This is a genomic window from Stenotrophomonas sp. Sm10 (assembly GCF_030985515.1).
In the GTDB taxonomy this organism is placed as follows: Bacteria; Pseudomonadota; Gammaproteobacteria; order Xanthomonadales; family Xanthomonadaceae; genus Stenotrophomonas; species Stenotrophomonas hibiscicola.
Map to the genome: position 1 here is coordinate 1 of NZ_JAPTFO010000025.1, position 19,771 is coordinate 19,771.

Below are 19,771 nucleotides of genomic sequence, written 5' to 3' on the forward strand. Positions count from 1 at the left end.
ACGCCGGGCCGTGGGCGGGGGCTTTCCCCCCCCCGGCCCCGGTGCCGTCGGTCGAGATGCCGCCGCGGGCCCTGCGGCGGCTGCTCGGCCACTTTCCTACCGGCGTGGCCATCGTCTGCACGCGCGATGCGCAGGGCAAACCCATCGGCCTGACCATCAATTCGTTCGTGCCGGTGTCATTGCAGCCGCCGCTGGTGCTGTGGAACCTGGCGTTGCACGCGCAGAGCCTGTCCACCTTCCAGCGCGCCACCCGCTTTGCGATCAGCGTGCTGGCGGCCGACCAGGAAGCGCTGGCCCGGCGCTTTGCCGATCCGCAGGTGCGCAACCGCTTCGATGGCCTGGCATTGCTGGATGACTACGAGGACGCCCCACCGCGCATCGCCGGTGCGGTCGCCCATCTCACATGTACCCGCCACGCACAGTGGCCGGTGGGTGATCATCTGCTGCTGGCTGGCCGCATCATCGAAGTGCACGAGAACGGCGGCGCGCCGCTGCTGTTCCATCGTGGCCGCTTCCAGCCCGGCCCCACCGAACTGCTGGTGGAGGTGCGCGGATGAACATCGAAGCCCTGGAATGCATGCTTGCCAACGGCAAGGACGGCGCGCTGCTGCGCTTCGGCCTGGGCAAGGGTTGGCTGGATGCGGGCAACCCGGTGCGCGCGGCCACCCATCTGGGCCGGTGCGTGGTGCTTGATCCGCAGTATTCCGCGGCTTGGAAGCTGCTGGGCAAAGCCTGGCTGGCCAGTGGCCAGCCGCAGGCGGCGCGCGAAGCATGGCAGCGCGGCTTGAGCGTGGCCGGCAGCAAGGGCGACCAGCAGACACGCAAGGAAATGCAGGTGTTCCTGCGTCGCCTGGACCGCGAGCAGGCGGACCTGGCGAAAGCGGGCTGAGTCGATCAGCCCGCGTTGGCCGATGCCGGTGCGGACATGATGTCCGGCATCGGCAGGCGGCGCGGCTTGCTCGGGAACGCGTGACGCAGGATGCGCCAGACCACCTGGCCGAACTGGCGCGGCAGCGAGCCGTTGTTGTAGTGCTGGCCGTAACGGCGGCAGATGTCCTTCACTTCCTTGGCGATGGCCGCATAACGGTTGGCCGGCAGATCCGGGTAGAAATGGTGCTCGATCTGGTGGCTGAGGTTGCCCGACAGCACGTTGATCAGGAAGCCACCGCTGATGTTGGACGAACCGCGCAGCTGGCGCAGGTACCAATGGCCGCGCGACTCATTGCGCAGGCACTCCTTGGGGAAAGTTTCCGATTCGGCGGTGAAGTGCCCGCAGAAGATGATCACGTAGGTCCAGATGTTGCGCAGGCCGTTGGCGACCAGGTTGCCCACCATCACGGTGAGGAAGAACGGACCAGCCAGCAGCGGGAAGAACACGTAGTCCTTCAGCACCTGGCGGGCCATCTTGCGCGCCACCGGGCGGGTCTGCAGCCACATCGCACGGCCGCTGATGCGGCCCTTCAGCCAGCGGCCCAGGCGCAGGTCCTGCGCGGCCACGCCCCACTGGAACAGCAGCGCGAAGATCGGCGCGATGATCGGCTGCAGCAGGTAGAACGGCTTCCAGCGCTGTTCCGGGAAGATGCGCAGCAGGCCGTAGCCGATGTCATCGTCCATGCCACGCACGTTGGTATAGGTGTGGTGGCGGAAATTGTGGGTCTTGCGCCAGTTGTCGGCGGTGGCAACGATATCCCACTCGTAGGTGTTGCCATTGAGCTTGGGGTCGCCGGTCCAGTCGAACTGGCCGTGCATGACGTTGTGGCCCAGCTCCATGTTCTCCAGGATCTTCGACAACGCCAGCAGCAGCGTGCCAGTGATCGCGGCCGGCCACAGCAGCGGCATCCAGAACAGCGGCGAGAATGCTGCCAGGAACAGCAGGCCACGGCCACCCACGCCGAACCATCGCACGGCGGCAGCCACACGGCGGATGTAGCGGGTATCGGAGGCGCCGAGGCTGCCGATCACACGGTCGCGGATCGCATCGAGTTCCTCACCGAAGGCATGCATCTCGGCGGTGCTCAGGGCACGGTCGGTAGCGCGGGTCATGGCAGGCGTCCTCAGAGATCCAGAGTCAGGTCGGTGGTCGGTGCGCTCACGCAGATCCGCACCGGCTGTGCCGATTCGGACTGCAGGTCGCCGGTGCGAAGGTGGCGGGTGGCGCCACTGACGCGATCACAGGTGCAGGTGTTGCAGATGCCCATGCGGCAACCGTGCTTGGGCTTGATGCCATGCGCTTCCAGGCTTTCCAGCAGCGAGCGGCCTCGCGGCACGCTCAGCTGGCGGCCACTGCGCGCAAGCGTCAGCGACACCTCGCCTTCGCTGCTGGCATCGCGCAGTGGCGCCGGCGGGGTGAAGGCTTCGGCCTGGAAGCCAGCCACCTGGTGCGCCAGGCGTTCACGCGCAGCGGCAACGAAGCCATCCGGACCGCAGGCCAACACATGGCGCTGCGCCAGCGGCGTGTCATCGCCGGCCACCTGCAGATCATGGGTATCGATGCGCGCGGCCGGCGCCTCACCCTCGCGGGTGGCCAGCAGATGCACGCGCAGGTTCGGATGTGCCGCGGCCAGCGCCTGCAGTTCATCACGGAACTGCAGATGGGCGGCGGTGCGCTCCCAATAGAACAGGTCCACCGGTGCTGCCAGCGGGCGCTGGCAGGCGTCGCGCAACAGGCTGCGCATCGGCGTGATGCCACTGCCGGCAGCCAGCAGCAGCACCGGCGCCGCGGCCGGCATATGGAACTCGCCGAAGGCGGCATCGAGGCGGAACAGTTCGCCCGGCTGTGCATGGTTTACCAGATGCTGGCTGACCCGGCCGCCATCGATCGCCTTGACGGTGATCGCCAGCTCGCGCCGACCCAGTGCGGTAGGGCTGTAGCTGCGCTGCCACAGGCGCCCCTCAATCTCGACGCCCAGGGTGACGTGCTGGCCGGCGCGCATGCCGGCCCAGTGCCGGTTGGGGCGCAGGACCAGGGTCGCCGCGCCCTCGCCGGCCGGCTCGCGCCGGACCAGTCGGGCCACCGGCTCGCGCAGGGTCCACAGGGGATTGAGCTGGCCCGCCCAGAAATCGAACAGCGACGGCGAGACCCAGCGGTACGGAGAGAACAGGGACGGACGGACGACAGCGCTCATGGGCGCACTATACGGGCGCACATACACCTGTGTATACATGTGTATATTGAACCGGATTGGGTATGATTCAGCCTCGCCCCACCGGAACCCCCATGGCCGCCGCCACCGCCTTGTCGACGCCTGAAGATGCCAACAGCCCGGCCCGCCGTACGGTGAGCCGCGAGGATCTGCTGGCCGCCGCCCTGAAGCTGATCGGGCCACACCGCAGCCTGTCCACGCTCAGCCTGCGCGAAGTGGCACGTGAGGCCGGCATTGCGCCGAACAGCTTCTACCGGCAGTTCCGCGACATGGACGAACTGGCCGTGGCGCTGATCGACGCCGCCGGCCGCTCGCTGCGCACCATCATCGGCGAGGCCCGCCAGCGCGCCACCTCTACCGCCACCAGCGTGGTGCGCGTTTCCGTGGAGACCTTCATGGAACAGCTGCGCGCCGACGACAAGCTGCTGCACGTGCTGCTGCGCGAAGGCGCGGTCGGCTCGGACGACTTCAAGCATGCGGTCGAACGCGAACTGCACTATTTCGAAGAAGAGCTGCAGCACGACCTGGTGCGCCTGGCTGCACTGGACGGCGCCGTGCTGCATGCCCCGGAACTGGTGGCCAAGGCCATCACCCGGCTGGTGTTCGCGATGGGTGCCACCGCCATGGACCTGCCGCCGGAGAAGGATCCGGAACTGGTCGAACAGATCTCCACGATGATCCGCATGATCATCGTCGGCGCCCGGACCCCCGCCGCATTCCGCCGCGGCTGACGATCCGACCGCGCCTACACGGCAACTCCATCCCATGGACATGACCACCGGCAGGGTTGCAGTCGTTTTATGTAATGTTATAACACATGCATGATCTGACTCGACTGGTACCCAAAGCGTAATTGCCTCAGCCTCGTTATATAGCACTTGCTATATTAATAAGCCGCTGCTTTCATATGCGTCAGCCAGGTCGCCCTCGCCGCCTTTCTTCTCCCAAGGACGACGCCCTCATGCCCGTTGCCACGCCCCTCTTCCATCGGCTGCCCCTGGCCGCCGCCATTGCCCTGACCGTGCCGCTGCCTGCACTGGCCGCCACCTCGAAGCCCACCGAGCTGGACCGCGTGCAGGTCAAGGTCAGCACCGCCACCCGCAGCGAACGCCTGCTATCCGATGTCCCGATCCGCACCGAAGTGCTGCGCAAGGAAGACATCGCGCTGCGCGCGGCCACCGACTTCTCGCGCGCCGCCGAGCTGATCAACGGCCTGCGCGTGGAAAGCAACTGCCAGAACTGCAACACCAGCGAAGTGCAGCTGCTGGGCCTGCCCGGTGCCTACAACCAGCTGTTGTTCGATGGCATCCCGCTGTTGTCCACGCTGGGCAGCGTGTACGGCCTGGAACAGATCCCGGCCGGGTTCGTCGACCGCATCGAAGTGGTCAAGGGCGGCGGCTCGGCGCTGTACGGCCCGGGTGCGGTGGCCGGTGTGATCAACCTGATTCCGCCGCTGCCGGCGCGCAGCGGCGGCCATGTGCAGGCCGGCGTGGATGTCCTGAAGGGCACACCGCAGAAGAATGCCGACGTGCGCCTGGACCTGGTGGCGAAAGATGCCGACGCCGGGCTTTCAGTGATTGCCCAGCGCAACTGGAACAGCGGCATCGACTACAACGGTGACGGCTACACCGAGATCACCCGCAAGAACCTCAAGGTCGGCGGGCTGCAGGCCTGGTACGCGCCCACGCCGGGCACGCGGCTGCGCCTGGACCTGCAGGTGACCGATGAAACCCGCCGCGGCGGCAATCGCCTGGACCAGCCCGAATACCTGGCCAACATCGCCGAATCGCTGGATACGAAATACCGCCGCGGCAGCGTGTCGTGGGACCAGGAAGTCAATGCCGACGTCGATTTCCGCCTGGCCTACGCCTTCGCCGACATTGACCGCGACAGCTTCTATGGCGGTCTGGGCGACGTCGTTACCGATCCGTCCGCGCCCGGCCATGACCCGTCGCAGCTGGATCCCAACGTGGCCGGCAGCGCGGCCTCGCGTTCGTGGCGCCAGTACGGCCGCACCCACAACCCGCTGCACTACATCGACAGCCAGTTGAACTGGCGGTTGGGTGCGCACGCGCTGGCCTTCGGCGTGCAGTACAAGCACGAGGCGCTGCGCGACGACAACCGCACCGGTGACGGCCAGCGTCTTGCGGTACTGGAGGATGCGACCTTCCACAACCTGGGCGCCTTCATCCAGGACGAGTGGAGCCTGCGCGACAACGTCGACCTGGTACTGGGCGCACGCGTGGACAAGAGCTCGGAACTGGACAGCGCGGTGTTCTCGCCGCGCATCGCCCTGGCCTGGCAGGCCACGCCCAACCTGAAATGGCGCGCCGGCATCGCCACCGGCTTCCGTGCGCCGGAGATCTTCGTCGAGGACGTGCACGTCGATACGCTGGGTGGCGAGCAGGTGCGCGTGCGCAACACCGATGGCCTGAAGGAAGAGCGCGCGTTGACCACCCTGTTCGGCTTCGACTGGCGCTCGGACCCGGCCAATCCAGTGTGGAGCTGGGATGCTACCGCCTCCTATGCACGCATCCGCGACACCTTCGCGCTGGGCGAGATCCAGCGCGGCGATGACGGACAACTGAGCCAGCTGCGCTACAACGCCTCCGGCTCCAACGTGCTGGGGGCGGAAACCAACCTCGGCTGGCAGCCGTCGCCGCAGTGGCGCCTGACCGCCGGTGCCTCGTGGTACCGCTCGCGCTTCCGCGAACCGCAGCGCATCTTCGACGACACCGGCGACGGTGGCGACACCATCATCGAAAGCCGCGACTACCTGAAGACCCCGCGCTGGACCGGCCTGGCGCAGCTCAGCTGGATGCCCGCCGAGCCGTGGGAAACCTTCGTCGCGCTGCGCCATACCGGGCCGATGTCGGTGCTGAACAACCGGTTGGGCGAGCTGCACCGTACGCGTTCCTTCCTGGTCACCGATCTTGGTGCTCGCTGGCACCGCCATCTGGGCGCGCAGGCGCAGCAGGAAGTGTCGGTGGCCGCGGGTGTCAAGAACGTGTTCGATCAGCGCCAGAAAGATCTGGAAGTGGGCGCGCTGCGTGACAGCGACTATGTCTACGGGCCGCGCTTCGCGCGTTCGTGGTACGTCAACCTGCGCTATGCGTTCTGAAGCTCTGCGAGCGTTGTTGCTGGCCTGTGCCGTGCTGCTGGCCGCACCGGCGATGGCTGCGGACCTGCACGCGCAGGTCTCGGCCTCGCTGATGCGGCCGGAACAGCGCTCGCTGCGACCGATGCAATGGACACAGCCGCCGAAACTGGTGGCGCTGTACTTCGGTGCCGACTGGTGTGCGCCCTGCCATGCCTTCGTGCCCACGCTGCGCAGCATGCGCGACGCGTTGCGCGAGGCCGGCGCCGATACCGAAGTGGTGTACGTCAGCCTGGATGAAAGCGAGAGCGCGCTGCGCCGCTACATGCACGCGCAGGACATGCCGTGGCCGGTGCTTGACCCGCGCCGCGCTGCGCGCATGCCGGCCCTGCAGGCATTGGCCGGGCTGGCACCGCCGAATCTGGTACTGATCGATGCCGACGGCACGGTGCTGGCCAATGGCTGGCAAGGCCGGCGTTACCAAGGCCTGCAGCCGGTGTTGAAGGAATGGACGAAACGGGCGTGCGCGCAGGTACAGGCCCGCTGCCCCAACGGCGCCATCCAACCACGGTAGCGCCGGGCCATGCCCGGCGAAAGGCATGAACACGGCGACGCGCCCGCCGGGCATGGCCCGGTGCTACCGATACGGCGCCTCGCCCTCGGCCTTGCGCACGAACGCCTCGAACAACGCCAGCGTCTGTTCGCTCACGTGGTGCTCGATGCCCTCGGCATCGCGCCGCGCGGTATCCGGGTCCACGCCCAGCGCCAGCAGAAAACGCTCCACGGTCTGGTGGCGCTGGCGGCTGGCATGGGCCAGCGCCTCGCCTTCCGGGGTCAGGAACACGCCGCGGTACGGTCGCTGCACCACCCAGCCATCGCGGGCCAGGCGCCGCAGCATCTTCGCCACGGTGGGCTGGGCCACGCCCAGGCGGGTGGCGATGTCGACCTGGCGGGCCTCGCCGCCGTCGGCCAGCAGGTCCGAGATCAGCTCGACATAGTCCTCCACCAGCTCCATCCGGTGCGCTTCGCGCACTTGCCGGAAGCTCTCGACCTGGCGCTCAGCCTCGATCAAGGGGGTGCTTTTCAGCGATGTCGAATCGTCGGTCTTGCCCACGCCTGCGCCTGTCCTTCCGGTCTACTCCGGGTTTGAAACTGAATTCTGGACCAGTAACGCGATAAAGACGATTGTTTCACATTGCTAATGACTATAGCAGGAGCTATATTCGGACCCATGAACACCCTGGCGCCCCACGACCCTTCGGCCTCTACTCCGGCCAGCCTGGGTGCGCTCAACGCCTCGGTTGCGGTGCCCGACAGGGGCCATTGGTGGTTCCGCCTGCTGGCCTTCCTTGGCCCGGGCTACATGATCTCGGTCGGCTACATGGACCCTGGCAACTGGGCCACCGACCTCGCCGGCGGTTCGCGCTTCGGCTACCTGCTGCTGTCGGTCATCCTCATCTCCAACCTGATGGCGGTGATCCTGCAGGCGCTGTCGGCGCGGCTCGGCATCGCCACCGGCATGGACCTGGCGCAGGCCTGCCGCGCGCGCTACCCCAAGCCGGTGAACCTGGCGCTGTGGGCGCTGTGCGAGGCAGCGATCATCGCCTGCGACCTGGCCGAGGTGATCGGCACCGCGATCGCATTGAAGCTGCTGTTCGACCTGCCGCTGCTGTGGGGCGCGGTCATCACTGCCCTGGACACACTGCTGGTGCTGCTGCTGATGAACCGCGGTTTCCGTGCTCTGGAAGCCTTCGTGATCGCGCTGCTGATGGTGATCTTCGGCTGCTTCATGGTGCAGATCGCGCTGGCCGCACCGCCGGTGATGGACGTGCTGGGCGGATTCATTCCGCGCGCGCAGGTAGTGACTGATCCGCACGCGCTGTACATCGCCATCGGCATCATCGGCGCCACGGTTATGCCGCATAACCTGTACCTGCATTCTTCCATCGTGCAGACCCGCGCCTATCCGCGCACCGACGAGGGCCGTCGCAGCGCGCTGCGCTGGGCGGTGACCGACAGCACCCTCGCGCTGACGCTGGCACTGTTCATCAACGCCAGCATCCTGATCCTGGCGGCGGCGGTGTTCCATGCCAATGGCCGTTTCGATGTGGAAGACATCGAGCAGGCCCACCAGCTGCTGGCGCCGATGCTGGGCGTGGGCGCGGCGGCGACACTGTTTGCGATTGCCCTGCTGGCCTCGGGCCTGAATTCGACAGTGACCGCCACGCTGGCCGGCCAGATCGTGATGGAAGGCTTCCTGCACCTGCGCCTGCCGCCGTGGCTGCGTCGGCTGATCACGCGCGCACTGGCGATCATTCCAGTGGTGGTGGTGATCATGCTGTTCGGCGACCAGGGCGCGGTGAAGCTGCTGGTGCTGAGCCAGGTGGTGCTGTCGATGCAGCTGCCGTTCGCGATCATCCCCCTGGTGCGGATCGTGACCGACAAGGTGACGATGGGCGCCTTGGTCGCACCACGCTGGCTGGGCGCGATTGCCTGGGTGATCGCGCTGGTGATCGTGGTGCTGAACGTGAAGCTGCTGGTGGATACCTTCAGCGGAGCCTGACGCCAAAGCACGGACCCTGCCCCGGTAGATCCACGCCACGCGTGGATGCCCTTGTAGAGTCGAGCCATGCTCGACTCATCGCTCACCGCGCGAACGGCAGTCGAGCATGGGCTCGGCTCTACAAATGCAGCGCGATCGCGGCCTCGATCTGCTGCGGCGACTGGAACCCGGCCAGGCGCGTGCGTTCGTTACCGTCACGGAACAGGGACAGCGTCGGCGTCTGCCGCAGTCCCAGCTCCCTGAAGAACGCCTCACCCAGCACCTCCAGCTGCACGCGCAGCAGGGTCGTGCCCTGCCCCGCCACGCTGTTGGCCACGCGATGCAACGACATCTCCAGCATCCGGCAGCCCGGGCACTGGTCCTTGTGGAAATCCACCAGCACCCGCGGATGTTCGGCCAGCAGCTGCTGGAACTGCTCAGGCGTGGTGGCGTCGATGATCTGCATCGGTGTTGCTCCAGTAGTGGGCCAGGACCGTATCGGTCCAGGCGTCGATGGCTGCGGCGTGACGCTCGCCATGCGGCATCTGCTCGATCTCGAGCGGCGGATAGTCGCTGCGGAAATAGCGGATCAGCCGGTGCACGGCGCCGCAGTAGTACTCCTGCCCCCACTGCGTTTCGCCGGTGCCGAACACCGCCAGCTGCCGTGGCCGCTCGCCGCGCTCGGCGATGCCGGCCACCCATGCCTTCATCTCCGCTGGCGTGCGGCCGGCGTTGTCGGTCCAGCAGCCCAGCAGCACCAGGTCGGCCTCATCGGCCGCCAGCGGCGGTGCCTGGCGCAGGTCGTCGGCCTCCTGCCAGTACACCGCATGACCGGCAACGCGGCAGCGTTCGGCGATCTGCCGGCCGAGTTCGCGGGTGTTGCCGCTCAAGGAGGCGACCACCATCAGGATGCTCAGCACGGCGCCAGGCTCAGAGATCGTCGAAGCCGTTGTCGACGTTGGTCTTCTTGTAACTTGCATTGCGCATCTCGAAGAAGTCGGTCTTGGTCTCGGTGAAGTTGTCGGCGTAGGCCTTGATCCACGGCATCACGTTGTCAGTGGTGTCGCTGTACAGGCGCTCGATGCCGAGCATGCCGGCCATCTTGTTGGCCCGGTACTTCACGTAGCGCGTCATCTCGTCCACGTCGATGCCATCGATGCCATCCAGCACCTCCGACGACCACTGCGTCTCAAGCTCGATGGCATGTTCGAATGACTGGTGCACATAGGCGGTCAACTCATTGGTCTGCAGCTCGGGGTTTTCGCCGATGATGGCGCGGATCAGCTCGCTGATGAACTTGGTATGGGCCAGCTCGTCGCGATTGATGAAGCTGATGATCTTGCCGGTGCCGTTCATGCGGTTCTGCCGCACCATGTTGTAGAAGTACGCGAACCCGGAATAGAAATTGATGCCCTCCAGGATCGAGGACTGGATCAACGACTTGAGCAGGGTCTCGGCGGTCTTCTCGCGCATGAAATCGTCATACGCGCCCATGATCGGGGCATTGCGCTTGATGATGGTCGGATGGGTGCGAGCGATCTCGAAGATGCGGTTCTGGTTCGGCAGGTCGGTGATCGAGGCCAGCACGTAGCTGTAGCTCTCGTTGTGGATCACTTCCTGCTGGCCGATGATGGCTGCGTTGGCATGCGCGGCCGGGTCGGTGATGTACTCGGCCACGTTGTAGATGAAGCGCGTCTGCGGTGAATCCAGCGTGGCCAGCAGGCCGATGATCGAGTCATAGGCGTTCTTTTCGCGTGCGTTGAGCTCGCCGTACTGGCGAGCATCGAGCTTCATGTCGACCTCGTCGGGAATCCAGAAGTTGGTCGACAGCTCCTTGTAGGCCCGATAGAAGGACGGATACGGGATATCGTTCCAGTTGAGGATGCCGCTGGTCTGGCCGTTGATGATGCCGGTGCTGCGGTTGGGGTGGCGTGGTTCGAGGATCTTGATGCGGTCGAGGGGAGTTGCCATGGTGTTACCTGCAGGGGTAGCGCCGGGCCATGCCCGGCGGAATGTGCGACGGCCGCGCGATGCGCTCGCCGGGCGTGGCCCGGCGCTACCGTGGATGGTCAGCTGGCGCACCACTCGCATTCGCTGATGTCGATGTCGTTGGAGCGCACGTAGTAGGTGGTCTTCAGGCCCTCGCGCCAGGCGCTCAGGTGCAGCTCCAGCAACGTGCTGGCGCGGATGGTGCTGGGCACGTACAGGTTGAAGCTGATCGACTGGTCGACATGGCGCTGGCGGCGGGCGTTCTGGCGCACGCTGGCGAACTGGTCGACCTTGTAGGCACCCTTCTCGTAGTACGGCCAGGTTTCCAGCGACAGGCCCGGCGCCGCCACCGGCCGCCGGAAGTCCTTCTTTTCCTCGTAGTAGAACGCGCTGTAGATCGGGTCGATCGATGCGGTGGAACCGGCAATCTGCGCGGTACTCATGTTCGGCGCCACGGCCAGCAGCCAGCCGTTGCGCAGGCCGTGCGTGGCGACCTCGTGGGCCAGGCTGTCCCATGCGACGCCGCTGTAGTCGCGGTCACGGAAGTAGCGCCCGTTGTGCCAGTCGCTGCCAGCGAACATCGGGTAGCTGCCCTTCTCCTTCGCCAGCTGCGCGCTGGCCTGGATGGTCAGGAAGTTGATGCGTTCGTAGAGACGGTCGGCCAATTCTTCGGCATCCGGTGATTCCCACTGGATCGCCTGCTGCGCCAGCAGGTGGTGCCAACCGAACGTGCCCAGGCCGATGGCGCGGTACTTGCGGTTGGTGATCGTGGCCTGCGGCACCGGCAGCGCGTTGAGGTCAATCACGTTGTCGAGCATGCGCACCTGGATCGGGATCAGGCGCTCCAGCACGTCGGTGGCCAGCAGGTCATCCGGCGCACTGATTGCCCGGCCGAGGTTGATCGAGGACAGGTTGCAGACCACGAAGTCACCGGCGCGGCGCGTGGTGACGATCTGGTCGCCGCTGACGATCTCCTGGATCATCCGCGTCGGGCTCATGTTCTGCAGGATCTCGGTGCACAGGTTGCTGGAATAGATCATGCCCGCGTGCTTGTTCGGGTTCCGGCGGTTGACCTCGTCGCGGTAGAACAGGAACGGATTTCCGGTCTCCAGCTGGCTGAGCATGATCCGCTTGAACAGATCGATCGCCTTCACCGTGCGGCGGCTGATGCGCTCGTCGGCCACCAGTTCGGCATAGCGGTCGCGGAAGCTGCCCGCACCGCGCGTCTCATCATAGAAGTCCTGCAGGTACCAGCCCTTGGCCTGCTTCACCTCGTGCGGGTCGAACAGGTACCAGTCGGCGCGGCGCTCGACCGCTTCCATGAACAGGTCGGGCACGCACACCGAGGTGAACACATCGTGCGCGCGCAGGCGCTGGTCGCCGTTGTTGAGGCGCAGGTCCATGAAGGCTTCGATGTCGCGGTGCCAGATGTCCAGGTACACCGCCACCGCGCCCTTGCGCTGGCCAAGCTGGTCGACCGACACCGCGGTGTTGTTGAGCTGCTTGATCCACGGCACCACGCCGCCGGAGGAATTGGCCACGCCCCGGATCGGCGCGCCGCTGCTGCGCACATAGCCCAGGTAGGCGCCGACGCCGCCACCGTGCTTGGACACGCGGGCGATATCGGTGTTGGAGTCATAGATGCCCTGCAGGCTGTCGTCCACCGTGTCGATGAAGCAGCTGGACAGCTGCCCACCCACCTTGCCGGCATTGGCCAGGGTCGGTGTGGCGACGGTCATGTACAGGTTGGACAGCGCCCAGTACGCCTCGCCGACCAGCTGCATGCGCCGCTCGCGCGGCTTTTCTTCCTGCATCAGGTACAGCGCGATGGTCAGCCAGCGCTCCTGCGGCAGTTCGTAGACCTCGCGGCTGCGGTCGCTGGCCAGATAGCGCGTGGCCAGCAGGTACAGGCCGTTGTAGGCGAACAGGCGGTCGCGCTCCGGGTCGATCATCTCGCCGGCCTGCTGCAGCTCTTCCTTCGAATAGCAGCGCAGGATGTCGTTGCTGTAGATGCCGCGGTCAGCCAGGCTTTCCTGCAGGCCCACATACGAACCGTACTTCAGGCCGACGTCGTAGAAGCGGTTGCGGCTGGCGCGCTTGTACAGGCGGCGCAGGTAGATGCGCGCGGCAAACTGTTCCCACTCGGGTGCAACCAGGTCCACCCGCGATTCGGCCTCACGGATCAGCAGATCGACCAGGTCGTCGGCGCTGATGCTCGGTTTGCGCTCGACCATCGCCTGCACCACGCGGCGATAGTCGCTCACGTCCAGCTGCGGGAACTCGGCATGCACGGCGTCGATGCTGCGCTGCAGGCGCTCGGCCTCGAACGGCAGGCGGCGGTTGCCGGCCTCCTTGGTGATCCAGGTCGGCACGCGCTCGCCACCGGCGCGCAAGGCGTCGCCGGCGCCGGCCAGATCGGCCACGCGGAAGGTACTGTCGGTCATGGTGGTGAAACTCCAGGCTCGCACGCGCGTTGGCGGTCGATGCCATGGCGGCCCTGAACGCGATACCGGCGCACGGGGCGAACGGGTGGATTGCCAGGGCACGGGAACGTAGGTCGTCGGCATCTGCCTGCGCCTGCGGCCGGTATCCGGGCCGTGGGGGCGACCTGCGTCCGCACGATGGCGGCCGCGTCGACACGGCAAGCCTTCAGGGGCGGGCCGCGGGACGTTTGCTGCATGTCCGGCGGCGGCGGCTGACCGGGAGTGACGGCCACAACATAGTGGGGATATCCCGAACCGTCAACACAAGATGCGGTAATCAGCACATGTCGCGACGATCAGTCGCAGGATGCCGTGTTGCAGCTGCGGCGCCTTGTCGACAGCCCCTGCGGCCCCAGTTCGGTACAACATCAACTTTCCCCGGAACACCACCCATGCGCGCTGCCCAGTACCCCTCCTTCGGCAAGCCGGCCGACGTCCTTGCCATTGCCGATGCGCCGCTGCCTGAGCCCGGCCCCGGCGAGGTGCGCATCCGCACTGTGCTGGCCTCGATCCACAACCACGATCTGCTGACCGTGCGCGGCCTCTACGGCTACAAGCCGACCCTGCCGGCGATCGGTGGCAGTGAAGCGCTGGGTGTGGTCGATGCACTCGGCGATGGCGTGGACGGCCTGCAGATCGGCCAGCGGGTAGCCGCCGCCTCGGTGCACGGCACCTGGGCCGAGGCCTTCATCGCGCCGGCACGCATGGTGATTCCGATGCCGGAGGCGATTCCGGACGAGATGGCCGCACAGTTGATCGCGATGCCGCTGAGCGCGCTGATGCTGCTGGAATTCCTGCACGTCGAGCCGGGCCAGTGGATCGTGCAGAACACCGCCAACGGCGCGGTGGGCAAGTCGCTGGCGATGCTGGCGCGGGCGCGTGGCGTGCATGTAGCCAACCTGGTGCGCAATGCCGATGCGGTCGCGCAGTTGCGGGCGCTGGGCGTCGATCATGTGTTCGACACCTCGGTGGATGGTTGGAAGGATCGCGTGCGTGAAGCGACCGGCGAAGCACAGGCCGCGGCCGCGGTGGATTCCATCGGCGGTGATGCCAGCGGTGACCTTGTCGACCTGCTCGGCCACCACGGCACGCTGGTGTCGTTCGGGGTGATGAGCGGCGAACCGATGCGCATCCCGGCCGGCGGCCTGATCTACAAGGAGGCCACGGTGAAGGGCTTCTGGGGCAGCAAGGTCAGCCAGGCGATGGCCGTGGAGGACAAGCGCCGGCTGGTTGGCGAACTGCTGAAGCGTGCGGCGAGCGGCGAACTGACCTTGCCGGTGGAGCAGATCTTCGCACTGGACGACATCGCCCAGGCGGCGAAGGCCGGCGCCGGTTCGGGCCGTAACGGCAAGGTGCTGCTGCGGCCTTGATGCCTCAGCGGATGACGCTGTCGGTAATGGCGCTGCCCCGGGTAGAGTCGACTGTCAGTCGACTCTCGCGCGTAGCGCGGGGGGATAAGGCTTCTTTCCACAGGGAAAGGACTGTGACCCTGCAGGGTGTGCGGACCAACGGTCCGCACCCACCAAAGATCGGTCCGGCACCACCGAGTGGGTCTGCTCCAACGGAGGCACCGACTTTCGTTAAGAACCTGTGATGTATAACTGAATGCGCTTTCGTCATTGGAAGGCGCATGTACCTGCATGCGGTACTGACGGCTCCTCCCCCGTTCGGCGTTGTCGCTTCCATGTACCGCACCACCCTGAACCTGCTTGCCGGCGCGATCGCGCTGGGCCTCACCGCCGGCGCTGCCGGCGCCGCTGAATCCGCCGACACCGGCAAGGACAGCACCACCCTCGGCACCGTGCTGGTGACCGGTTCCAACATCAAGCGCAGCGACACCGCCGGGCCGAACCCGGTGCAGATCGTCAGCCGCGAACAGATCGAGCAGACCGGCCGCTCCACCCTCACCGACGTGCTGCGCAACCTGTCGGCCAATGCCGGCAACAGCTTCGACGAGCAGTACACCGGCAGCTTCGCCGCCGGCTCGGCCTCGATCGGCCTGCGTGGCCTGTCGCCGAAGAACACACTGGTGCTGGTCAACGGCTACCGCGTGTCCAACTTCGGCTTCGCGCTCAATACCCAGGACACCTTCGTCGACCTCAACGCGCTGCCGATCAGCGCGGTGGAACGCATCGAAGTGCTGAAGGACGGCGCCTCGGCGGTGTATGGCTCCGACGCCATCGCCGGTGTCATCAACATCATCCTGCGCAAGAACTTCCAGGGCGTGGAAGTGGGCGGCGGCTTCGGTACCGCCACCCAGGGCGGCCTGGACGAACGCAAGGCCAACCTGCTGGCCGGCTTCGGCGACCTGGAGCAGCAGGGCTGGAACGTGCTGTTCGGGCTGGACCTGCTCAAGCGTGATCGCCTCGACGCCGACCAGCGCGCCTATACCCGCAGCGGCGATTTCCGCGACAAGCCCGGCGGACGCCTGGCCGGCTGGTCCACCGCCGGTGGCAACTGGCTGTCCAACCCGCGCGCGCCGCAACCGTTCGCCAACTGCCCGGATGGCAGTCAGCTGCGTCCCTACAGCGATTTCGGCAGCACCCTGCCCGGCCAGGCCTGCGCCTTCAACGCGCAGCCGTTCAAGACCTTGCAGCCCGGCGCCGAGCGCCTGCAGGCGTCGTTGAGCGCGACCTACCGCTTCAACGACAGCGTCGAAGCCTTCGCCGACGTGCTGTACAGCCACAACAAGGCCGACCAGATCTTCAGTGCGCCGCTGACCGTTGGCCCCGGCCTGCGTGCCTACAACCCGGCCAGCGGCACGCTCATCGACGTGCCGGCGGTGCTGCCGGTCGGCCATCCCAACAACCCGGGCAGCACGCCACTGCCGTTCGAGTACACCTTCTTCGATCTCGGCCCGCGCCTGAAGGACAACACGCAGGTGTTCTACCGCGCCCTGGCGGGCGTGCGCGGCAGCGGTGAACGCTGGGACTGGGAAGTGGCGGCGCTGACCTCGCAGAGTGCACAGCGCGAGTACGTGGACAATTTCGTCAACCGCTACGCGTTCGAACAGATCCTGCGCGATGGCAGCTACAACTTCCTCAACCCGTCCAGCACGCCGGGCGCGCTGGATGCACTGCGCCTGCAGACCAAGCGCCCGGGCTGGTACAGGCTGCACTCATTGAACGTGAAGGCCTCGACCTCGCTGTGGGAGCTGCCGGCCGGTGCGGTCGGCTTCGCCTGGGGCGCCGAGTTCCGCAAGGAGTCGCTGGATGCGCGTACCAGTGCACAGGTGCTGTCGGGCACCGAACTGCGCCCGGCCATCAACGTGGTCAATGGCGAGCGCCAGGTCAGTGCCGCCTATGCCGAACTGAGCGTGCCACTGCACCGCACGTTGGAGCTGCAGGTGGCCGGCCGCGGCGATCACTACGATGACTTCGGCAAGGCGTTCTCGCCGAAGGTGGCGCTGCGCTGGCAGCCGTTGGACAGCCTGCTGCTGCGTGGCTCGTTCTCGCGCGGGTTCCGCGCGCCCTCGTTGCCGGAGATCGCGCCGGGCCAGACCGTCAGCTACGGCTCGGTGATCGATCCGCTGGATCCGCTGCAGCCCGGCGGCAGTCGTGGCGTGACCAACATCCGCACCGGCAACCCGGATCTGAAGGCGGAGCGCTCGCGCAACTTCAACGTGGGTGCAGTGTGGTCGCCGGATGCCGATACCAGCATCGGCCTGGACTGGTACCGCATCGAGCAGGACAACCTGGTCAAGCCGGACAGCGCGCAGTTCATCGTCGACAACCCGACGCTGTTCCCCGGTCGCGTGCAACGTGATGCGCAGGGACGCATCCAGTTCATCACCAACCAGTACGCCAACCAAGGGGAGTTGACCACTTCGGGGCTGGATCTGGACGCCAGCCGCACCTTCCGTACCGACGGCTGGGGCAACTTCACCGTGGCCGGCAGCTGGACCCACCTGCTCAGTTTCAAGCAGCCGCTGGTAGCCGGCCAGGCACCGTACGAAGGCGCCGGCAACAACCGCCACGGCGCGCTGCCTCGCACCCGCGGCACCACCTCGTTGAACTGGGCGGTGGGCGACTGGAGCAGCACGCTGAGCCTGCAGTACGTGAGCGGCTACGACCAGCGTGTGGCGACGGCGACCAGCAACCCGGGCCTGCGCGACCGCATCAAGCCGTATCACCAGCTGGACCTGTACGTAGCGTACGAAGGGATTGCCAACACCACGCTGTCGCTGTCGGTGCTGAACCTGACCGACAAGGACCCGCCGTTCGACCCCGCCGGTGGCTCCAACGGTTTCGACATCAGCCAGTACAACCTGCGCGGACAGTTCGTCTCGCTGGGCGCTCGTTACAGGTTCTGATTGCGACTGTAGAGCCGAGCCATGCTCGGCTGCTCTTCCGACACCGAGGAGCCGAGCGCGGGCTCGGCTCTACAGGGGGTGCGGACCAACGGTCCGCACCCACCGCATCACCGGCTCAGGTGCAGGAACTGCAGGTGTCGTTCGTACTGGCTGATGATGTCGTTGATGATCTGCTTGCGGCTGTAGCCCACCAGGTCGTAGTCCTGGCTGCCTTCGAACAGGTGCACCTCGGCGCGGTAGTAGCGCTGGTTGCGCAGCTGCTGTGCGGCGAACGACGGGGTCAGGTAACCGCTCAGGATCACCCGGTACAGGAAGTCCTGCTGCTCGCCATGGTTGACCGTCAACTCCATGTCGCCCGCCTCGAAGCGCGTGGCCACGTCCCAGCCCTGCCCGCGCAGCTGCTCGGCCACCGCTTCCATCGCCGGCTTCACCGTGTCATCCATGAAGCGGTAGACCTGGTCGCGCACCGGGAAATGCATCGCCTGGCTCAGGCGCTGGCGCCAGCCCTGGTGGTGGCGATCGTCGCCGATCAGCGGCGATGGCCGGTACTGCAGCGCGCGCTTGCGGTGCGATTCGTCACTGAAGGCGCGGGTCAGCCCCCACATCATCAACAACAGGATCGCCGAGAACGGCAACGACGCCAGCACCACCGCCGATTTCAGTGCGTCGATACTGCCGGCCAGCAACAGGCCCGCGGTCAGCACCGCGATCACCGTGCCCCAGAACACGCGCAGCCAACGCGGACCATCATCCTCGGGTGCGCCGCCATGCGAGGACAGCGTGGACAACACCACCGCCCCCGAGTCGGCCGAGGTCACGAAGAAGATGAAGCTGACCAGCACTGTCACCGTGATCACCGCGCGGCTCCAGGGGTAGCCGTCCAGCAGCGCATACAGCACGGTCGGTGGATCATCCACCGCCAGCTGCGCCAACTGTTGCTGGCCGTGGTGCAGCACCTGGTCCAGCGCGCTGTTGCCGAAGATCGACAGCCACGCCAGGGTGAAACCCAGCGGGATCAGCAGCACGCCGAACACGAATTCGCGGATGGTGCGGCCGCGCGAGATGCGCGCGATGAACAGCCCGACAAAGGGCGCCCAGCCGATCCACCAGGCCCAGTAGAACACCGTCCAGCCGCCCAGCCATTCCGGTCGGCCGCCGTAGGCATACACATCGAAACTCTTGCCGACCACGCTGCCGAGGTAGTCGCCCAGGTTCTGCATCAAGGTGCTGAGCAGGTACTGGGTGGGGCCGGCGCACAGCATGAACAGCACCAGCGCGATCGCCAGCAGCATGTTGATGTTGGCCATCCAGCGCACGCCTTTCTCGACGCCGGACACGGCCACCGCCACCGCCGCGCCCATCATGGCCACCACCAGGATGATCTGCACCAGGTTGGAATGCGGGATGTTGAACAGGTGCGCCAGCCCGGCATTGAGGTGCAGCACCCCGAAGCCCATGTCGGCGCCGATGCCGAACACGGTGGCGACGATGCCCAGCGCGTCCACGGTGTAGCCGATCGGGCCGTTGATGCGCTTGCCAATCAGCGGGTACAGCGCCGAGCGCAGCGCCAGCGGCAGGTTGTGGCGGTAGGCGAAGTAGGCCATCGCCATCGCCGCCAGCGCGAACACACCCCAGCCATGCAGGCCCCAATGCAGGAACAGCAGCTGCATGGCCTGGCGCGCACCGGCCTCGCCCGCGGCCGGATCGCCCTGCGGCGGCTGCAGGTAGTGGGTCAGCGGTTCGGAAACGCAGAAGAAGAACAGCGTGATGCTGATGCCCGCCGCGAACAGCATGCCGGCCCAGGAGAGGTAACTGAACTCCGGCTCGTCATGGTCGGCACCCAGCTTGATGCCACCGTACTTGGACAGCGCCACGCCCACCACGAACACCAGGTACAGGGTCATCGCCAGCAGGTAATACCAGCCGACGTTGAGAGCGGCCCAGTCCTGTGCCTTCAGCAGAAGGCGGCCTGCCCCCAGCGGGAACAGGCTGACGAACAGCGCGAACGCCACGACAACGATCGCCGCGAAGGCGAACACAGGCCGAAGGGTGCGCACCGGGGATTGTTGCGGCTCCAGTACATCCATGGGGCGGCGTTCTCCGGTAGATCAAAGGGTTAGCCGACCGATTCTGGCTGAACCGCAGTGGACAGAGCATGAAGTTGCGGCCTGTGGTCACAGGCCCGGCCCACCATTCCGTGTTATC

Annotated in this window: 16 protein-coding genes; 8 read left to right on the plus strand and 8 right to left on the minus strand. The window is 66.4% G+C overall.

The window, feature by feature from the left end:
* Both O0J15_RS09240 and O0J15_RS09245 read left to right on the plus strand, forming a co-directional pair.
* Positions 1 to 557: flavin reductase family protein (locus tag O0J15_RS09240; RefSeq protein ID WP_308305529.1), on the plus strand; the 557-nt coding region annotated here is incomplete at its 5' end.
* The gene (locus O0J15_RS09245; protein ID WP_180876648.1) at positions 554 to 889 is read left to right on the plus strand and encodes a tetratricopeptide repeat protein; all 336 of its coding nucleotides are present in this window, start codon (positions 554 to 556) and stop codon (positions 887 to 889) included. The genes O0J15_RS09240 and O0J15_RS09245, both read left to right, overlap by 4 nt.
* A gap of 5 nt (positions 890 to 894) precedes the next feature.
* On the opposite strand, the gene O0J15_RS09250 is transcribed toward O0J15_RS09245, so the two are convergent.
* Both O0J15_RS09250 and O0J15_RS09255 read right to left on the minus strand, forming a co-directional pair.
* Entirely contained in the window at positions 895 to 2,043 is a 1,149-nt protein-coding gene (locus O0J15_RS09250; RefSeq protein ID WP_180876646.1) for an acyl-CoA desaturase, read from the minus strand.
* A gap of 11 nt (positions 2,044 to 2,054) precedes the next feature.
* A complete protein-coding gene (locus O0J15_RS09255; RefSeq protein WP_308305530.1) occupies positions 2,055 to 3,125 on the minus strand; it encodes a ferredoxin reductase in 1,071 nt (356 codons plus the stop codon).
* Between the two features lie 92 nt (positions 3,126 to 3,217).
* Between O0J15_RS09255 and fabR the strand changes: the two genes are divergently transcribed.
* The 3 genes from fabR to O0J15_RS09270 all read left to right on the plus strand — a co-directional run bounded on the left by fabR (position 3,218) and on the right by O0J15_RS09270 (position 6,814).
* Positions 3,218 to 3,874 carry an HTH-type transcriptional repressor FabR gene (gene fabR, locus O0J15_RS09260; protein ID WP_005409961.1) on the plus strand — a complete coding sequence of 219 codons (657 nt, stop codon included), beginning with the start codon at positions 3,218 to 3,220 and terminating at the stop codon, positions 3,872 to 3,874.
* Positions 3,875 to 4,104: 230 nt separating this feature from the next.
* Positions 4,105 to 6,264: a TonB-dependent receptor gene (locus O0J15_RS09265; protein WP_308305531.1), complete on the plus strand. Its 2,160-nt coding sequence runs from the start codon at positions 4,105 to 4,107 to the stop codon at positions 6,262 to 6,264.
* On the plus strand, positions 6,254 to 6,814 hold the full coding sequence (locus tag O0J15_RS09270; protein WP_308305532.1) for a thioredoxin-like domain-containing protein: 561 nt from the start codon (positions 6,254 to 6,256) through the stop codon (positions 6,812 to 6,814). Before O0J15_RS09265 ends, O0J15_RS09270 begins: the two co-directional genes overlap by 11 nt.
* Before the next feature lie 63 nt (positions 6,815 to 6,877).
* On the opposite strand, the gene mntR is transcribed toward O0J15_RS09270, so the two are convergent.
* A complete protein-coding gene (gene mntR / locus O0J15_RS09275) occupies positions 6,878 to 7,354 on the minus strand; it encodes a manganese-binding transcriptional regulator MntR (RefSeq protein ID WP_021204264.1) in 477 nt (158 codons plus the stop codon).
* Between the two features lie 117 nt (positions 7,355 to 7,471).
* On the opposite strand from mntR, the gene O0J15_RS09280 reads away from it, so the two are divergent.
* The gene (locus O0J15_RS09280; protein WP_308305533.1) at positions 7,472 to 8,803 is read left to right on the plus strand and encodes an Nramp family divalent metal transporter; all 1,332 of its coding nucleotides are present in this window, start codon (positions 7,472 to 7,474) and stop codon (positions 8,801 to 8,803) included.
* A gap of 118 nt (positions 8,804 to 8,921) precedes the next feature.
* On the opposite strand, the gene O0J15_RS09285 is transcribed toward O0J15_RS09280, so the two are convergent.
* The 4 genes from O0J15_RS09285 to O0J15_RS09300 form a co-directional block, all read right to left on the minus strand.
* A complete protein-coding gene (locus O0J15_RS09285; protein ID WP_111098131.1) occupies positions 8,922 to 9,248 on the minus strand; it encodes a thioredoxin family protein in 327 nt (108 codons plus the stop codon).
* Positions 9,220 to 9,687 carry a flavodoxin gene (locus O0J15_RS09290; RefSeq protein WP_080112517.1) on the minus strand — a complete coding sequence of 156 codons (468 nt, stop codon included), beginning with the start codon at positions 9,685 to 9,687 and terminating at the stop codon, positions 9,220 to 9,222. The genes O0J15_RS09285 and O0J15_RS09290 overlap by 29 nt, the downstream gene beginning before the upstream one ends.
* A 25-nt stretch (positions 9,688 to 9,712) precedes the next feature.
* On the minus strand, positions 9,713 to 10,753 hold the full coding sequence (locus O0J15_RS09295) for a ribonucleotide-diphosphate reductase subunit beta (RefSeq protein WP_308305534.1): 1,041 nt from the start codon (positions 10,751 to 10,753) through the stop codon (positions 9,713 to 9,715).
* A gap of 98 nt (positions 10,754 to 10,851) precedes the next feature.
* The gene (locus tag O0J15_RS09300; protein WP_308305535.1) at positions 10,852 to 13,215 is read right to left on the minus strand and encodes a ribonucleoside-diphosphate reductase subunit alpha; all 2,364 of its coding nucleotides are present in this window, start codon (positions 13,213 to 13,215) and stop codon (positions 10,852 to 10,854) included.
* Between the two features lie 431 nt (positions 13,216 to 13,646).
* Here O0J15_RS09300 and O0J15_RS09305 point away from each other — a divergent pair, with 431 nt between their 5' ends.
* The gene (locus tag O0J15_RS09305) at positions 13,647 to 14,624 is read left to right on the plus strand and encodes a zinc-binding dehydrogenase (RefSeq protein ID WP_308305536.1); all 978 of its coding nucleotides are present in this window, start codon (positions 13,647 to 13,649) and stop codon (positions 14,622 to 14,624) included.
* A 314-nt stretch (positions 14,625 to 14,938) separates the two neighbouring features.
* Positions 14,939 to 17,566 (plus strand): TonB-dependent receptor, encoded by a 2,628-nt coding sequence (locus O0J15_RS09310; RefSeq protein WP_308305548.1) that lies wholly within the window; start codon positions 14,939 to 14,941, stop codon positions 17,564 to 17,566.
* Positions 17,567 to 17,673: 107 nt separating this feature from the next.
* On the opposite strand, the gene betT is transcribed toward O0J15_RS09310, so the two are convergent.
* Positions 17,674 to 19,653: a choline BCCT transporter BetT gene (betT, locus tag O0J15_RS09315; RefSeq protein ID WP_155029712.1), complete on the minus strand. Its 1,980-nt coding sequence runs from the start codon at positions 19,651 to 19,653 to the stop codon at positions 17,674 to 17,676.
* Positions 19,654 to 19,771 lie beyond the last annotated feature (118 nt).

What these genes read in the sequence shown, in the direction of transcription:
- O0J15_RS09245 (WP_180876648.1), top strand. Translation starts at nt 554, where the DNA reads ATGAACATCGAAGCCCTGGAATGCATGCTTGCCAACGGCAAGGACGGC.
- O0J15_RS09250 (WP_180876646.1), bottom strand. Translation starts at nt 2,043, where the DNA reads ATGACCCGCGCTACCGACCGTGCCCTGAGCACCGCCGAGATGCATGCC.
- O0J15_RS09255 (WP_308305530.1), bottom strand. Translation starts at nt 3,125, where the DNA reads ATGAGCGCTGTCGTCCGTCCGTCCCTGTTCTCTCCGTACCGCTGGGTC.
- fabR (WP_005409961.1), top strand. Translation starts at nt 3,218, where the DNA reads ATGGCCGCCGCCACCGCCTTGTCGACGCCTGAAGATGCCAACAGCCCG.
- O0J15_RS09265 (WP_308305531.1), top strand. Translation starts at nt 4,105, where the DNA reads ATGCCCGTTGCCACGCCCCTCTTCCATCGGCTGCCCCTGGCCGCCGCC.
- O0J15_RS09270 (WP_308305532.1), top strand. Translation starts at nt 6,254, where the DNA reads ATGCGTTCTGAAGCTCTGCGAGCGTTGTTGCTGGCCTGTGCCGTGCTG.
- O0J15_RS09280 (WP_308305533.1), top strand. Translation starts at nt 7,472, where the DNA reads ATGAACACCCTGGCGCCCCACGACCCTTCGGCCTCTACTCCGGCCAGC.
- O0J15_RS09285 (WP_111098131.1), bottom strand. Translation starts at nt 9,248, where the DNA reads ATGCAGATCATCGACGCCACCACGCCTGAGCAGTTCCAGCAGCTGCTG.
- O0J15_RS09290 (WP_080112517.1), bottom strand. Translation starts at nt 9,687, where the DNA reads ATGGTGGTCGCCTCCTTGAGCGGCAACACCCGCGAACTCGGCCGGCAG.
- O0J15_RS09295 (WP_308305534.1), bottom strand. Translation starts at nt 10,753, where the DNA reads ATGGCAACTCCCCTCGACCGCATCAAGATCCTCGAACCACGCCACCCC.
- O0J15_RS09300 (WP_308305535.1), bottom strand. Translation starts at nt 13,215, where the DNA reads ATGACCGACAGTACCTTCCGCGTGGCCGATCTGGCCGGCGCCGGCGAC.
- O0J15_RS09305 (WP_308305536.1), top strand. Translation starts at nt 13,647, where the DNA reads ATGCGCGCTGCCCAGTACCCCTCCTTCGGCAAGCCGGCCGACGTCCTT.
- O0J15_RS09310 (WP_308305548.1), top strand. Translation starts at nt 14,939, where the DNA reads ATGTACCGCACCACCCTGAACCTGCTTGCCGGCGCGATCGCGCTGGGC.
- betT (WP_155029712.1), bottom strand. Translation starts at nt 19,653, where the DNA reads ATGGATGTACTGGAGCCGCAACAATCCCCGGTGCGCACCCTTCGGCCT.